At 63.2% G+C, this 14,969-nt stretch carries 13 protein-coding genes, 1 tRNA gene and 1 pseudogene; 10 read left to right on the top strand and 5 right to left on the bottom strand.

Annotation, left to right across the window (positions count from 1 at the left end; genetic code table 11):
- Positions 1 to 275 precede the first annotated feature (275 nt).
- Both AAFP29_RS17385 and AAFP29_RS17380 read right to left on the bottom strand, forming a co-directional pair.
- Positions 276 to 1,070: an ABC transporter permease gene (locus tag AAFP29_RS17385; protein WP_419218643.1), complete on the bottom strand. Its 795-nt coding sequence runs from the start codon at positions 1,068 to 1,070 to the stop codon at positions 276 to 278.
- Positions 1,067 to 1,981, bottom strand: a complete 915-nt coding sequence (locus AAFP29_RS17380) for an ABC transporter ATP-binding protein (RefSeq protein ID WP_419218642.1) — start codon at positions 1,979 to 1,981, stop codon at positions 1,067 to 1,069. Before AAFP29_RS17380 ends, AAFP29_RS17385 begins: the two co-directional genes overlap by 4 nt.
- Positions 1,982 to 2,112: 131 nt before the next feature.
- Here AAFP29_RS17380 and AAFP29_RS17375 point away from each other — a divergent pair, with 131 nt between their 5' ends.
- A complete protein-coding gene (locus tag AAFP29_RS17375; protein WP_419218641.1) occupies positions 2,113 to 3,276 on the top strand; it encodes a sensor histidine kinase in 1,164 nt (387 codons plus the stop codon).
- Positions 3,273 to 3,926, top strand: a complete 654-nt coding sequence (locus AAFP29_RS17370; protein ID WP_419218640.1) for a response regulator — start codon at positions 3,273 to 3,275, stop codon at positions 3,924 to 3,926. Before AAFP29_RS17375 ends, AAFP29_RS17370 begins: the two co-directional genes overlap by 4 nt.
- A 7-nt stretch (positions 3,927 to 3,933) precedes the next feature.
- Here the strand turns inward: AAFP29_RS17370 and AAFP29_RS17365 are convergent.
- Positions 3,934 to 4,883: pseudogene (locus AAFP29_RS17365) on the bottom strand (proline dehydrogenase family protein).
- On the bottom strand, positions 4,883 to 6,514 hold the full coding sequence (gene pruA / locus AAFP29_RS17360) for an L-glutamate gamma-semialdehyde dehydrogenase (protein WP_419218639.1): 1,632 nt from the start codon (positions 6,512 to 6,514) through the stop codon (positions 4,883 to 4,885). The pseudogene AAFP29_RS17365 and the gene pruA overlap by 1 nt, the downstream one beginning before the upstream one ends.
- A 75-nt stretch (positions 6,515 to 6,589) precedes the next feature.
- On the opposite strand from pruA, the gene AAFP29_RS17355 reads away from it, so the two are divergent.
- From AAFP29_RS17355 to cobF, 7 genes are all read left to right on the top strand, one after another.
- Positions 6,590 to 8,209 carry a PucR family transcriptional regulator gene (locus AAFP29_RS17355; protein ID WP_419218638.1) on the top strand — a complete coding sequence of 540 codons (1,620 nt, stop codon included), beginning with the start codon at positions 6,590 to 6,592 and terminating at the stop codon, positions 8,207 to 8,209.
- 97 nt (positions 8,210 to 8,306) lie between these two features.
- A complete protein-coding gene (locus AAFP29_RS17350; RefSeq protein WP_419218637.1) occupies positions 8,307 to 9,593 on the top strand; it encodes a sensor histidine kinase in 1,287 nt (428 codons plus the stop codon).
- 73 nt (positions 9,594 to 9,666) lie between these two features.
- Positions 9,667 to 10,311, top strand: coding sequence for a response regulator (locus AAFP29_RS17345; RefSeq protein WP_419218636.1), 645 nt, complete (start codon positions 9,667 to 9,669; stop codon positions 10,309 to 10,311).
- Between the two features lie 201 nt (positions 10,312 to 10,512).
- Positions 10,513 to 11,319: a transglutaminase-like domain-containing protein gene (locus tag AAFP29_RS17340; RefSeq protein ID WP_419218635.1), complete on the top strand. Its 807-nt coding sequence runs from the start codon at positions 10,513 to 10,515 to the stop codon at positions 11,317 to 11,319.
- 48 nt (positions 11,320 to 11,367) lie between these two features.
- Positions 11,368 to 11,440: transfer RNA gene (locus AAFP29_RS17335), tRNA-Arg, on the top strand.
- 40 nt (positions 11,441 to 11,480) lie between these two features.
- Positions 11,481 to 12,269 (top strand): SDR family NAD(P)-dependent oxidoreductase, encoded by a 789-nt coding sequence (locus AAFP29_RS17330; protein WP_419218634.1) that lies wholly within the window; start codon positions 11,481 to 11,483, stop codon positions 12,267 to 12,269.
- A complete protein-coding gene (cobF, locus tag AAFP29_RS17325; RefSeq protein WP_419218633.1) occupies positions 12,262 to 13,023 on the top strand; it encodes a precorrin-6A synthase (deacetylating) in 762 nt (253 codons plus the stop codon). The genes AAFP29_RS17330 and cobF overlap by 8 nt, the downstream gene beginning before the upstream one ends.
- Positions 13,024 to 13,118: 95 nt before the next feature.
- Here cobF and AAFP29_RS17320 read toward each other — a convergent pair whose 3' ends face one another.
- Positions 13,119 to 13,862 carry a 3'(2'),5'-bisphosphate nucleotidase CysQ gene (locus AAFP29_RS17320; protein ID WP_419218632.1) on the bottom strand — a complete coding sequence of 248 codons (744 nt, stop codon included), beginning with the start codon at positions 13,860 to 13,862 and terminating at the stop codon, positions 13,119 to 13,121.
- 90 nt (positions 13,863 to 13,952) lie between these two features.
- Between AAFP29_RS17320 and AAFP29_RS17315 the strand changes: the two genes are divergently transcribed.
- Positions 13,953 to 14,846 carry a DNA-formamidopyrimidine glycosylase family protein gene (locus tag AAFP29_RS17315; protein WP_419218631.1) on the top strand — a complete coding sequence of 298 codons (894 nt, stop codon included), beginning with the start codon at positions 13,953 to 13,955 and terminating at the stop codon, positions 14,844 to 14,846.
- The last annotated feature ends 123 nt before the right edge of the window (positions 14,847 to 14,969 follow it).

Raw genomic sequence — 14,969 nt, 5'->3', positions numbered from 1 at the left:
TGGCTGGTGCCTGCGGTTGGGGCGTCGGTGAGGGAGGGTGCCCCTCGTCGGCGTTGAGGGCGCAGGCTTGAGTCTGAGGTGGCTGGTATCTGTGGCTGGAGACTGCGCGGGGGCGTACTTCCCTCGCCGATGTTGAGGGTGCAGGTTTCAGCTGGGATGCAAGCTGCTGCTTGGGTGCCAGCGGGGGCACACCTCCGTCGCAGACGCCGAAACGGCAGATTCCAGCCGACCTATCTGGCTGGAAACTGCCGCTCAACGATGCCGTGCGGGCGGTGCTACTTCACTTCCGACCGCAGGATTCGCAAGATGCCCAAGCCCAACGGGATCGCGATCCAAATCAGTGCGGAGACGATCAGTTTGGTCCACTCGCCACCCGACGCCCAGTCGCTGGACTGGAAGGGCTCGTTGGTCTGCGTCGTGTCGATCCACTGACCCAGGTTGTCGTGGAACCACGGCACCATTCCGCCGACGATGCCGAGCACACTCGGCAATGCGAAGTAGGCGACGATCGCGCCGGGGGTATTGAGAATCAACGCGGCCAAACCGAATCCGAGCAACAGGCCAAAGATCTGCAGCACAAAGGAATTCACCAGGTTGGCTGCCGTGAATGTCCATGCCCCGGCCGGATCGCCATACGCGATCCCGGCGATAACATTGCCGATGGCTCCGACGACGAGTGACAGTGCGACAGCTCCGATGGCGGCGATCACCGCCGCGCCCAACTTGGCGAGCACGATCCGCTCTCGGCGAGGTTCCATCGTGAACGTCGTCAGCGCGGTCCGTTGGCTCCACTCGCCGGTCACCAGCAAGATGGCCAGGATCGGCAGGATGATCGCGGTCGGCATGTTCATCATCCCGAAGAACTCGCTGTAGGTCAGCTTCTCGGGGGTGTTCGCGTTGGCGATCAGCATCGCGACGACGACGACCGCCGTGATCACCCCGATCGACGCGACGAGCCAGAATCCGGCGCGGGTGTCGACGAGTTTGCGCAACTCCACTTTGATCAAGCGGCTCAACGGAATTGGGGCGGCCGCGGTATTGATGGTCACGGGCGGTGCGACGGTGGTCATGAGGGGACTCCTTGAAGGACTGGCTGCTCGCGCTGGGTCTGCTGGGTGAGTTGGAGGAACATCTCCTCGAGGCGCGCACCGTCACCGGGACGCAGTTCGACGAGGGGGATGCGTGAATCGAATGCGATCCGCCCGACGTCGGCGGGAGCGGCGTCGACGGTGAAACCGCCGCCGGCGGCCTGCTGTGCACTGATTCCAGCGGCATGCAGTGCCTGCCAGAGCGCGGCGTCATCGGCTGAGATGACTTTTGTGCCCGCACCGGCGAGCAGTTCGTCTTTGGTGCCTTGAGCGACGATATGTCCGTGCCCGATCACGACGATGTCGTCGGCGATGATCTCGATCTCGTGCAGTAGATGAGACGACAGCAGAACCGTGCCGCCACGGTCAGCGTAATTACGCAGAAGTGAACGCATCCAATGGATTCCGGCCGGATCGAGGCCGTTGGCCGGCTCGTCCAGAATCAGGATATGCGGGTCGCCGAGCAGAGCGTTTCCGATGCCGAGGCGCTGACGCATGCCAAGTGAGTAGTTGCGGACACGACGTCCGGCTTCCTCGGAAGTGAGGCTGACCATGTCGAGGACCTCATCGACGCGACTGCGCGGAAGGCCCAATGTCATCGCCGACAGGCGCAGGATTTCCTCACCGGTGCGGCCCGCATGCTGTGCCGACGCGTCGAGCAGGACACCAACCTGTGTCGCAGGATTGGGAATGTCGGCATACGGTGTGCCGCCAAGTGTCGCGCTTCCCGACGTCGCGGGGGTCAGCCCGGCGATGATGCGCATGGTGGTCGACTTTCCCGCGCCGTTCGGGCCGAGGAAGCCGGTGACCTGACCGGGCTTGCAGGTGAAGCTGACATCGTCGACAGCGACGTAGTCGCCATAACGTTTGGTGAGGTGTTCGACTGTGATCATGGCTTCTATGCTCGCGGGTGCCGGGGTATCGGCACATCATGCGGCAGGCCAGAGTGATACCGACCAAAGTAGGGGTGTCGGCAGCCGCGAGGCTGACGCCCGCGAGCCGACAGTCGGTCTACGGTGGGTGAGTGCGCCCCGAGGACTACCAACCACCGCTGAGTTGGTGGAGCACCCTGTGGCGATTCGGACTGATGGTTGCCCTATCGGCAGTCGTGTTCGTGCCGCGGTTGGACTATCAACTCGAGCATGCGCGCTGGTGGTTGGCCGCTGACCTTGCGCTTGGCGTCATTTCCTATGCGGCGGTTTGGTGGCGGCGGTCGTATCCGGTGGCAATCGCGACGTTCACCAATATCGCCGGACTTGTCTCCGCGACGTCGGCTGGTCCGGCGACGCTGGCTCTGGTCTCCTTGTCGACTCGACGGCGCTGGCGTGAGATTGTGCCGCAAGCCATCCTCTCCTTCGTGTGTGGAGCCGTATCGGCGCGGTATTTCAGCGAGCCGGGAACTGAAACCAATACCTATGTCGACGTAGGTGTGCTCGCGGCGGTCGTCGGGATGATGGTGGCCTGGGGGATGTATATAGGTTCGCGACGAGAACTGTTGGCCAGCTGGCAGTCTCGCGCACAACTGGCTGAAGCTGAGCAGAGTGCCAAAGTGGCCAGCGCACGGACAGCTGAACGCACCCGAATCGCTCGCGAGATGCATGATGTTCTGGCACATCGAATTTCGACGGTGAATATGTACGCGGGGGCACTGGCGTTCCGCGATGACCTTCCCCCCCAACAGGTTCGCGAGACGGCGACAGTGATCGCCGAGACTTCGCACTTGGCGCTCACCGAGCTCCGGGAAGTTCTCGGCGTACTGCGGGAGGGGCCGGGTGACGCGGCTCCAGAGAGTCCACAGGCCGGACCGCAAGATATCGACGCGCTGGTCGATGACAATCGAAATACCGGTATGCGTATCGAATACGCTGCGACGGTAGATTTTTCGACGCTGCCGTCGGCGGTCGGAAGAACCCTGTACCGCTGCGTGCAAGAATCGCTGACCAATGCGCGAAAGCATGCGCCCGCCGCGACGGTGCATGTGCGGATCACCGGCGATCAAGAATCCGGTATCGATTTGGAAGTTGTCAATGCGCTGCCATTGGCCGCGACTGTTCTTTCCGCGCCACCGTCGGGGTTTGGTCTCGTCGGTTTGGCCGAACGGGTAGAACTCAGCGGTGGCCGTGAGTCACACCGGAAGACCGCCGATAATCGCTTCATTCTGCGGGTGTGGTTACCGTGGCAGACATGACCGCGCGTTTGATGATCGTTGACGACGACCCACTGGTGCGTTCCGGCTTGAAACTTCTGCTGGGCGGCGACCGTGATTTGGAAGTGGTGGCCGAGGCGGGTAACGGGCGTGAAGCGCTCGATACGCATAACGCCGAACCTGTCGACCTGCTGCTGATGGACTTGCGGATGCCGGTGATGGACGGGATCGAAGCGACGGCGATGCTTAAGGGACTCAATTCGCCGCCGGCGGTGATTGTGCTGACGACCTTCGACGCAGACGACTACGTGGTGCGCGCACTGGCGGTTGGGGCGGATGGCTTCCTGCTCAAGGACACTCCGCCGGCTGACATCGTGGCGGCGATCAAGAACGTGCTCGCCGGCCAACCCGCGCTGAGCCCGACGGTGACGGCAGCATTGATCAAACAGGTTGTCGACGGACACGGTGACGACCGTTCCGTCCCGGCGCGGCGCGCGGTGGAGTCATTGACCGCACGCGAACGCGAGGTGGCCCTCTGTCTGGCTAAAGGGGCATCGAACGCGGAGATCGCTGCTGAGCTGTTTATGAGCGTTGCCACGGTAAAGGCCCATATCTCAAGGATTTTCACCAAGTTGGATGTGTCGAATCGCGTACAGGTGGCGATCGTAATGCACGACGCCGGACGGGCGTAGCGCCACCTTATCGCCCGATTAATGACCGAACGAAGAAGGTTAGATTCGCTGGCTTCTCAGCCAGGCGTCGCACGAAATAGCCGTACCACTGCTGACCGTAGGGCAGGTAAACCCTCACCTGCGAACCTGATTCGACCAATCGGCGATGTCGTCGGTACGGATGCCATAGAGCATCTGATACTCCCACGACGCCAGGTCACGATCAGCCACTCGGGCGTATTCCATCGCCGCGGCGATCATGGCCGGATCATGTGAAGCAACCATCGGATAGCCGTTGCCTCGCATGAGAATTCGCAGGCAGCGCAGGAACGACTCGTCGACCAGTTGACGCTGTCCGAAGGAGACCGAGGCCGGTTCCGCATAGGCACCTTTGCATAACCGAACTCGTGCATCGGCCAGATTGCGGCAGTCGTCCTCGGTTCGGCGCAGATACGCTTGCAGCACTGTTCCGACGTGGGCATATTCCGATCGCAACTCGCGCAGAATCTCCAAGCGGTCGTCGACTGTGTTGGATGCCTCCGCGTCGAGGGTTACCAGCACCCCGGCGTGATGCGCTGCGGCACAGATCGTTCGGGCATTTTCGGTGGCGATCTTGCGGCCATTTTCTGGCAGTGTCAATCCGATCGCGGTCAGTTTGACCGATACTTCCATCCGGCCGGCCGTAGCGTACGAACTCATCGCCGACATTGCCGCGATGAGGCCCAGGTACTCGTGTACGGTCCTCACCGCGGCAGGCTCCTCGTTGGCGTCCTCGCCTAGGTAGTCGACCGTCACCGACAGTCCGTCAGCCAATTCCCGCCCCAGCACCGCCAACAGTGCCGTACGGTCGGTACCGGCGACGAATCGGTCGACCACCTTGGCCGTCAGTGAATTATGTTGGGAGAAGGACTTTATCGCCTGGCTCGACGCTGCGGCGTTGATCGCCGGGCGCAGCACCGAATCGAAGACCACACTCATCATTCACCGGCCATATGCGGATAGGGCGACGACGTCGGGGGAACGAACGTCTCCTTGATCGTGCGCGTCGACGTCCAGCGTGCGAGATTGGCACGCGACCCGGCTTTATCATTGGTTCCCGACGCTCGCGATCCGCCGAATGGTTGTTGCCCGACCACCGCTCCAGTCGGCTTGTCGTTGATATAGAAGTTGCCAGCCGCGTACCGCAGCGCCGACATCGCGGTGGCTACCGCATTCCGGTCGCGGGCGATCACTGCCCCGGTCAGTGCGTAGGCCGCCGTCGAATCCACCACCGGCAGAATGGATTCGTAGGCGGCGTCCTCATAGACGTGGACCGAGAGAATGGGCGCGAAATATTCGGTCGCGAAGGCCTCGTCGTGCGGATCATCGGACAGTAGGACCGTCGGCCGAACGAAGTACCCAACAGAATCGTCGCAGTTACCACCGACCGCTACGGTCACCGTCGGCGAACTCTTGGCGCGGTCGATGGCCGCGACTGCCTTGTCGAAGGCACGCCGATCTATCAGTGCGCCACCGAAATTCGAGAGATCGCGCACGTCACCGTAGCGAAGTGACTCGGTCTCGGCGAGGAAGTCGTCGCCCATCCGCTGCCATACCGACCGCGGCACGTAGGCTCTTGACGCCGCCGAGCACTTCTGCCCTTGATACTCGAATGCGCCTCGCACCAAAGCTGTTCGCAGCACGTCGGGGTCGGCCGAGCTATGTGCGACGATGAAGTCTTTGCCGCCGGTCTCGCCGACCAAGCGTGGGTAGTTCCGGTAGGTCGGCAGATTCTGGCCGACTATGCGCCATAGATGTTGAAAGGTCGGCGTCGACCCGGTGAAGTGGATACCTGCCAACTGATCGTCGCAGAGCGCTACGTCGGACACGGCTCGCCCGTCGCCGTTCACCAGGTTGATGACACCTGGTGGCAGCCCTGCTTCGGTGAGTACCCTCATCGTGAGATGGGCCGAATATGCTTGTGTGGGTGAAGGTTTCCACACCACGGTATTTCCCATCAGTGCCGGTGAGGTTGGCAGATTCCCGGCGATCGCGGTGAAGTTGAACGGAGTGATCGCGTACACGAATCCCTCGAGAGGGCGGTGGTCGAGGCGATTCCATACCCCCGGTGAGGACACTGGTTGCTCTGCCAGTAATTCGCGAGCGAAGCCGACGTTGAATCGCCAGAAGTCTACGAGTTCGCATGGACTGTCAATTTCTGCCTGCTGCACCGTCTTTGACTGGCCAAGCATCGTGGCTGCTGCGATCCGCTCACGCCAGGGTCCGCTGAGCAAGTCCGCCGCACGCAGTAGAATCGCGGCGCGATCGTCGAAAGGCGTTGCGGCCCAGTCCGGCCGGGCGGCCAGCGCGGCATCGACCGCGGCACGTGCGTCGGCGTGTGTCGCGTCCGCAATTGTGCCGAGTCGCCTTGTATGTGCGTGCGGCTCCACTACGTCGATCAATTCGCCGCTGCCCATCCGTTCGACGCCGCCGATGATATGTGGGAATTCTCGACCGTCGGCTGATGCGGCGTCGAGTTCGGAAGCTATCGCCGATCGTTCAGGCGATCCGGGTGCATAGTCGTGTACGGGTTCATTGACCGCGCGGGGCGGCGAGGTGATCGCGTCCATGTATCCAGTTGACCGCCGAACAGCGCTCGGCGCCTATAGCCGATCAGATGATGATTGGCGGTAGTATTTGTCCATATGGACAAAGCGCGCGACATGGTCACTGGCCGCGGGGTGCGGCTAAGTGAACTTTTGTCCGCGCTGGGCAATACGGTGGAATCGTCGGTTGGCTTCCCGAATGTAGATCCCGTCGTAGCGTCGGTCGCGCTCTTGGATGCCGATGACGTACACCTCGGCGTCGGGCCGTCGGCACGCGCCGCCGACATCGTTCTGTTCGTCGGTCTCGACGTAGCGACAATCGCAGCATGGTTCCGCGCCGCGTCTGACGTCGGATCGCTACCGACCACGGTGCTTGCGAAGAACGTGCCCGCGGGGATTTCCGACGAGCTCGTCGCGGCCGGTGTCGTCGTGGTTGCGATTGATCCGCGTGCCCGATCCGAACGGATCTACAACGTGATCAGCCGGGTACTCGACGATGCCGTCGTCGGTGACACCGGCCGATCAGGCCGCGTCGAAGACCTGTTCACTCTTGCGGCAGAAGTGGCCCGACAGACCGGCGGGTTGGTGAATATCGAAGATGAACGCGCTCAGCTCCTGGCCTACAGCACGGCCGACGAGCGGGCCGACGAACTCCGCCGACTGTCTATTCTCGGTCGTGAAGGCCCACCGGAGATGATGGCCTGGTTACGGCGTTGGGGTGTGCTCGACGCCGTGCGCAAATCCACCGAAGTGGTTGCGGTAACGGCGCATCCCGACCTCGGTTTGCAAGCGCGGCTTGCCATGCCGATAAGGTCTGGCAGCGGCGGTGAGTTCTACGGCACCATCTGGCTTCAACGCGCCGGGCACGACTGGGCGCAGGACGTCGAACAGGTGCTGCGCGGTGCGGCAGCGCTCGCGGGACGGGTGATCGCACGGCGACGCGCTGCCGGGACTGCGCACGACGACCTTGTCCGCCGGTTGCTCGGCGCCTTCGGATCAGATATCGACTTCGACTACCTCGCAACCGAATTCAATCTTTCGACGGACACGGAGGTGATGCTCGTGGCCTTCAGTGTTCTCGACGAATCAGTCAGCGAGACAATTACTCTGACGACCTCTGAACTGGCCGCGCTCACGCTGCACGCAAGCGCGATCGCTCCGCTGTCGCTGACTGCGGCCATCGGGGCAAGGGTGTACGCGGTGGTTCCGACAGATGGACTGGCGCCCAACGATATTCGGGACTGGGCGGATACCGCTGTCACCGGTGCCGCGCGACTATTCGGCCGGCGGATACGGGCAGTTGTCGCCGGGCCGACGTCGGGCCTGCGCGGCATAGTCGACCTGCGCGTGCAAGCCGACCGCGTGCTCGACGCCGCAATCGGGGGCCACCATCTGATCGACGATGTGACGACGGTCGAGGCGTCGCAGACCGGGGTGTTGCTCGGCGAAATCGTCAGCTACCTGGCCATGCATCCCGACCTCGTCGATTCGCGGGTGCGAGCCATCGCCGCGGCTGATCGAGAGACCGGTGGATCGCTGAGCGCAAGTCTGCGCGCATACCTGGACCGGTTCGGCGATGTCCGGAAAGCGGCGCAGGACTTGAATATCCACCCGAATACACTTCGATATCGGATACGTCGGGTCGGCGAGATATCCGGCCTCGACCTCGACGATTCGGCGACCAGACTCGTCGTCGCACTGTCGTTGCGAGTGGTGTGACCCATGTTGATCGCGTTCGACGGTAGCCTCAGCACTACCAACGAGATTCGCCGCCGCACCAGTGTGTGCCGCGTCGAATCCCCATAGCGTCGAAGGTATGGCAACTTCTACGATGACCGCAGTCCCGCCGGAACTTCCGCTAGCGTCGAAGCCTCGACGCCCATCGCCATGGCAGATTATCGGCGGGACCCCGCGCCGATTCCTGACCTCATCGGATCCATGGCGCGGCCTGGCCTACGCGGCGGTGACCGTGGTGGTCGGGTGGCTGCTGTTCTTCGCCTACGTGGTGATCCTCCTGCTGCCGCTCGCTCCCGCGTGGTCATATCTGCTGGGCAAGATCGAGCGACAGCGCGTGGCGCTCCTGCGGGTGCCGTCGATCGGAGACCCGCATCCGCACTTGACCGGCTCGATCACTGAACGGGCCGGCGCGCGGTTGGGCGAGGCCGCGACCTGGCGTGAGGTTGGCTACTCGCTGGTGCTGGCGGCATTTGCGCCGCTCGCCAGTCTGGGGTTGCTGATCTACGGCGCATTCTTCGGCGCACTGCTGTTTTCGCCGCTGTTCGCGAGTACTGACGAGTCGATCAATATGGGCCCGTGGGTTGTCGACTCGTTTGCGGAATCATGGGTGCTGGTGCTGATCGCCATCCCGGTCGGCATCGTGGGCTTGTATCTCTGCGGGGCCGTATCGGCCGCGTTCGCGTCATTGGCGAGTGGGTTGCTCGGCCCCCGAGAGGAAGAGCTCGCCGCGTTGGTCGTCAGCTTGCAGTCGTCGCGCGGTGTGCTGGTGACCTCATTCGAGGGCGAGCGGCGCCGCATCGAGCGTGACTTGCACGATGGCCCGCAACAAGATCTGGTCGGAGCGTCGATGCAGTTGGGTGAGCTCGCGCAAGCCACCGACGACGTACAGGTCCGCGCCGACATCGAAGCGGCGCAAACGCGAGTCGAGCGGGCATTGTCCGGCCTTCGCGACACGGTCCGCGGCGTTTACCCGCAGGTCCTCGATGATTTCGGTATCGAGGCGGCGTGCGCCGAATTGGGCGGTCCGATCGCGGTGCGCGTCCTGCCGAAGGCGGGCTGGGTGAGCGGCCGACGCCTATCCGCCGATGCCGAGCGTGGAATGTATTACACCGCAAGCGAAGCCGTCACTAACACGAGCAAGCACGGTCAGGCGTCGATGGTGATCATCGAATTCGATGCCGCGACGTCGGAGGCGGGAGAGCAGATCATGATGACAATCACCGATGACGGAGTGGGTGGGGCCGACGTCGCCAATGGCACCGGGCTCGCAGGGTTGATGGAACGCGCGGACGCGCTCGGCGCGACTTTGACGGTGACCAGTCCAGGCGGTGGGCCGACGGTATTGCGCTGGGTGAAAGTTCTCTGAGTCGGTGCGGTCGACGTCTTCGGCGGTTCGATCGATATGTCATGATCGGATCGACCGAAGGGAGTCGACGCCTGTGGGTGCGCGGATAGCTGTCGCGGAGGATTCGGTGCTGCTCACCGAAGGGCTGGTTCGCATACTTCAGCGAGCGGGACATGACGTGGTGACGACAGTCGCGGACGCGGATGCATTGCGCGCCATCAATATTGACGATATCGATCTGGTGGTCACCGACGTCCGGATGCCGCCGGGCGATGGCGATGACGGACTTCGGGCGGCTGTCACGCTTCGTGAACGCCGTCCCGGGCTGCCGGTTCTGGTGTTGTCGCAATATGTCGCCGCCGCCTATGCGCGGCGACTTCTCGATTCGACGTCGGGCGCGACCGGAGCCGTCGGGTACCTGCTGAAGGAACGGGTCGGGCGGGTCGACGACTTTCTGCGGGCGGTCGACACAGTCTGCGCCGGCGGCGTCGTCATCGACCCGGAGGTCGTCGCAAAGATGTTCTCGCCGAATGTGATCGACCGTCTGACACCGCGCGAGTCAGAGGTCCTCCAATTGATGGCGAAGGGGGCAAGCAACTCCGAAATCGCTGCGACGCTGGTGGTTTCGGATGCGGCGGTCGCCAAACATGTCGCCAACATCTTCACCAAACTGGACTTGCCGCCGGAGTCGGAGAACCGCCGGGTGCGGGCGATCTTGATGTACTTGGCGCATCGTTGAGAGTTCGCCGCCTGTCCCCGGATGGCGTGAGTGTCGATCGGCTGGGACAACCAGTCGCCCATTTAGGCCTAGGACCACACTGCTGACTCACCCTCGGCGCTGTGACGTAGTCGTCACCGATGTTTGAAGACCGCCGATAGTTGGTACCTTCGGTCCATCCCCGTCATTCTCCATGCCATACATTTCTCTACGAGGAGTCCCGTGCTCAAACGCGAAGTTTCCGCCCATCTCGACGTCGACATCAACGGGGAGACCGATCTGGAATTTCAGATCGCCATCGCACCGCATCCGGGGACCGAGGTGAGCGAATCGTTGTCGTTCCTACTCAACGGCCAACCCCTGGACGTCCATGAGATCAGCGGCGCCCACGGCACCCGCATCCATCTGATGCATGCCGGCGTCGGCAACCTGCAGGCGAAGTACGAGGCCACCATCCTCGGCAATACCCAGCCTGCCCCGGTGTCCGACTATGATCTGTCGCTGTACCTGCGCCCGAGCCGCTACGCCGAGGCGGACAAGTTCTTCGGTTTCGCCGCAAAGGAATTCGGGGACGTCACCGAGCCGTCCGCGCTACTCGAGAAGGTTTCCGCCTGGGTGGGAACACATCTCGACTACGTACCGGGGTCGAGCGACCCGATTGACGGCGCCGCGGACACTTTGCTGGCTGGTGCAGGCGTGTGTCGCGACTATGCGCACCTCGTCGTCGCCGTATTGCGCGCCGTCAACGTCCCGGCCCGACTGGTCGCGGTCTATGCCCCCGGCTGCGATCCAATGGACTTCCACGCCGTAGCGGAGGCCTTCGTCGACGGGCATTGGCGAGTCGTCGACGCCACCTGCCTCGCGCCCCGCCAGACCCTGGTGCGTATCGCAACCGGTCGCGACGCGGCTGACACCGCCTTCCTCGACAACCACAACGGCAGCATTGTGCTCAACCACACGACCGTCACCGCCGTTGTTGATGGCGATCTGCCCAATGACGATCTTGGTCAGTTGGTGTCGCTGACCTGACCTCACGTAGACTCCACACGTTGACGACAACGCTTCAGGCGCGTCATCGCCCTCGTAGCTCAGGGGATAGAGCACCGCTCTCCTAAAGCGGGTGTCGCAGGTTCGAATCCTGCCGGGGGCACGTGGCCGAAAACTACGCAGCAAATCCCAAAATCGTTCTCGTGACCGGCGCGTCCAACGGCATCGGTGCGGAGGCAGCCAGGTTGTTCGTTCAGCGTGGGCACACCGTGTTCGGCACCAGTCGTAATCCAGACACTGTCGCCACCAAGGTTCCGGGCGTCACTTATCTGCGACTCGACAACGCCGACGCCGCATCGATCGCCGACTGCGCCAAAGCGGCGGGCGACGTTGACATTCTCATCAACAACGCGGGTGAGTCGCAGGCCGGTGCATTGGAGGACACACCGATCGAAGCGATTGAGGAACTGTTCGCGAACAATGTCTTCGGTCCGATCGCCCTCACCAAAGCGCTGCTGCCCGGAATGCGGGAACGTCGGACCGGCACGGTCGTGATGGTCGGTTCGATGTTGTCGAGTTTCCCGGTGGCGTTTCGCTCCAACTACGCCGCCACCAAGTCGGCACTCAAGGCATTTGCGATGGCCAGCCGACGTGAATTGGCGCCCTACGGAATTCGGATGTTCACCGTCGAACCGGGCACGATCGCGACCGGGATCGGTACCCGCCGGACCATCTACATCGGTGACGACTCGCCGTACAAGTCGGAATACGAGACGCTCGCCGCGACGACTCGGAAGAACGAGGACAAGGGTCTGAACACTGCGGTGATGGCGAAGGTCATCGTCGACGCTGCGCTGTCGGATGACCCAAAACCGCTGTATGCCAAGGGAAATCGCGCCGGATTGGTGTTCTTGGCGCAACGTCTGCTGCCGCGCCAGGCGATCCTCGACGTGGTCGCCAGGGTTCACGGCCTGCCCAAGATTCGTGCCTGACCATCGAATCAGGCTGCGCGTCATCGGGATCGGGCCCGGCGGCGTCAAACAGGTCACTGTCCAGGCGATCGAAGCGATGGCCGGTGTCGATGCGTTTCTGATGCTGGATAAGGGCACGGCGAAGAAGTCGTTGCTCGACGCGCGGACCGCGATCCTGCAGGCATACGCACCGCCTGACCATCGCGTCGTCGAGATTGCCGATCCGCCGCGAGATCGTCGGCCGGCCGACTATGACGCCGAGGTTCGGCGCTGGCATCGTGCGCGGGTGGATGCGATCGCCTCGGTCCTCCGATCGCAGATACCTGACGGCGGCGTGGCGGCATTCCTGGTCTGGGGTGACCCAGCGCTGTATGACAGCACCTTGCGTATCGTCGAACAGCTTGCGGCGCTTGAGGGCCTGACACTGGATGTTGAGGTGATCGCAGGTGTGACCAGCGCGTCGGCGTTGACGGCCGCGCACGGAATCGTCGCGCACCGGATCGGCGAACCGATTCACATAACCACCGGGCGTCGCCTGCCGGAGACGCCGAAAGAGGTTGCGGGCAACCAGATCGTGATGCTCGACGGCGACCTTGCCTTCTTGGCGACCGCCGACGCGAACGACGAGATCTGGTGGGGCGCATATGTCGGATCCGACGACGAGATCTTGATCAGCGGCCGAGTCGGTGACGTCGGAGAGCAGATCCGGTCGGCGCGCGAGGAAGCGCGAGCCCGGATCGGCTGGATTATGGATATCTACCTGCTGCGCAAGTAAATCTCGTCCCCGTGAACGCCCTCGAAGGGCATATTGCCCTTCGAAACCCGTGCGGGGGATGAGATTTCACCGGGTCGGAACTTCTGCCCGCGGGCTCACCACACTTCAGACAGCGCGCGCAGAATGTCGTCGCGAAGTTCCTCGCGGCAGATGACGAAGTCGGGCAGGTAGGCGTGTGTCGTGTTGTTGTAGACGATCTCCGAACCGTCGAGGCGGCTGCAGTGCAGCCCGGCGGCAAGGGCGACGCCGACCGGCGCGCAATTGTCCCACTCGTATTGGCCGCCGCCGTGCACGTAGGCGTCGACTGAGCCACGCACCACAGCCATCGCCTTGGCGCCGGCCGACCCGATCTGCACCATATCCAGGGACAGACGGTTGGCAACCCACGAACTTTCATAAGAACCGCCGAAGCGCGAGGTCGCGATTCGGCCGGTGAGTTCACCCGTCAGCGGCTCGACCTCGTCTGAGCGGAAGAGTTCGCCTTTGGCGGGCAACGACACCGCGGCCACCGTCGGGCGACCGCCTTCGGTGAGCGCCACGTGCACGGCCCAGTCGGTGGTACCCGACGCGAACTCGCGGGTGCCGTCGAGTGGGTCGATGATCCAAACGCGTTCGGCCGTCGACCGGTCGCCGACGTCTTCGGCTTCCTCGGATAACACCGCGTCGTGACGGCGGTGTCGGCGCAGGACTGTCGAGATCCATGCCTGGGCCATTGCGTCGCCGACGTCGCCGAGCTGACGGCCGTCGAGTAGGTGTTGGTGGCGCACGCCGACCAAGATCTCTCCTGCACCCTGGGCAATGTGGGCAGCGAGGTCGGCGTCGGTATATCGGGAAGACATTCCTTCCGATGCTACGCAGGCAGCGGTGATGGCGTGCCGCGAGACGTCGAAAGCGCGTGTTACACCGTGGCGTACGGCACACTAGATATCATGCCCGAGCTTCCCGAGGTGGCAGCGATCGCCAACTTCCTCGACGACCGCGCGGCGGGTTTCCCGATCCGACGCGTCGACGTCGCATCCCTGGCTGTGTTGAAGACAGCTGACCCGCCCTACACCGCGTTGGCCGGTCGGACCATCTCCCGCGTGCACCGCATCGGCAAATATCTGATCATCGAAACGACGCACGGTGCCGATGGGCCCGACGACGCCGAGCCGGTCATTGATCTGATCATTCACCTATCCCGCGCGGGATGGCTCCGGTGGAGCGAGAACCTCTCGCCGACACCGCCGCGTCCTGGGGGCAAGGGCCCCATCGCATTACGAGTGCATTGCGGCATGCCGGGTGAGGGATTCGACGTCACCGAAGCCGGTACGCAGAAACGCCTGGCGGTATGGGTGGTCCGCAAACCCGAAGACGTCGAGCGGATCGCGACGCTGGGGCCGGACGTACTGAGCCTGTCTCGCAACGACTTCGGCGACTTGCTCGGCACAACGGGTGCCCGGGTCAAGAATGTCCTCACCGATCAGCGGGTCCTCGCCGGCGTCGGCAACGCGTATTCGGATGAGATCCTGCACACCGCGAAGCTCTCGCCATTCGCGACGTCGAAGAACTTGACCTCGGAGCAGCTGGACGGTTTGTACGAAGCGATCCGAGCGGTCCTCGCCGATGCGACGTCGCGGTTGGAGGGGCGCGAGGTCGCAAAGATGAAGTCGGAGAAGCGAACTGGACTCCGTGTTCACGCGCGAACCGGGCTTCCGTGTCCGGTATGCGGTGACACTGTCCGCGAAGTGTCATTCGCCGACAGGTCATTTCAGTACTGCCCGACGTGTCAGACCGGGGGAAAGGTGCTGGCGGACCGTCGGATGTCGCGGTTGCTGAAATAGTTGACGGCTGGCGGCGTTGTGGTCGGCTCGCGAGGTCGGCGCACCGCGTCTCGATACACCAGCCCTCTCGCAAGCTCGATGGCTGGCACTCGACGAGCGGAGGGGCTGCTCTCGCCCGCTCGA

The sequence above is a fragment of the Gordonia sp. CPCC 205333 genome (assembly GCF_048537885.1).
Lineage (GTDB): Bacteria > Actinomycetota > Actinomycetes > Mycobacteriales > Mycobacteriaceae > Gordonia.
Note: the sequence above shows the minus strand (reverse complement) of the source record. Positions and strands in the feature narration are given on the sequence as shown.

Excerpts from the sequence above, each read along its gene's own strand:
- AAFP29_RS17385 (WP_419218643.1), bottom strand. The coding sequence starts at position 1,070 with ATGACCACCGTCGCACCGCCCGTGACCATCAATACCGCGGCCGCCCCA.
- AAFP29_RS17380 (WP_419218642.1), bottom strand. The coding sequence starts at position 1,981 with ATGATCACAGTCGAACACCTCACCAAACGTTATGGCGACTACGTCGCT.
- AAFP29_RS17370 (WP_419218640.1), top strand. The coding sequence starts at position 3,273 with ATGACCGCGCGTTTGATGATCGTTGACGACGACCCACTGGTGCGTTCC.
- pruA (WP_419218639.1), bottom strand. The coding sequence starts at position 6,514 with ATGGACGCGATCACCTCGCCGCCCCGCGCGGTCAATGAACCCGTACAC.
- AAFP29_RS17355 (WP_419218638.1), top strand. The coding sequence starts at position 6,590 with ATGGACAAAGCGCGCGACATGGTCACTGGCCGCGGGGTGCGGCTAAGT.
- AAFP29_RS17350 (WP_419218637.1), top strand. The coding sequence starts at position 8,307 with ATGGCAACTTCTACGATGACCGCAGTCCCGCCGGAACTTCCGCTAGCG.
- AAFP29_RS17320 (WP_419218632.1), bottom strand. The coding sequence starts at position 13,862 with ATGTCTTCCCGATATACCGACGCCGACCTCGCTGCCCACATTGCCCAG.
- AAFP29_RS17315 (WP_419218631.1), top strand. The coding sequence starts at position 13,953 with ATGCCCGAGCTTCCCGAGGTGGCAGCGATCGCCAACTTCCTCGACGAC.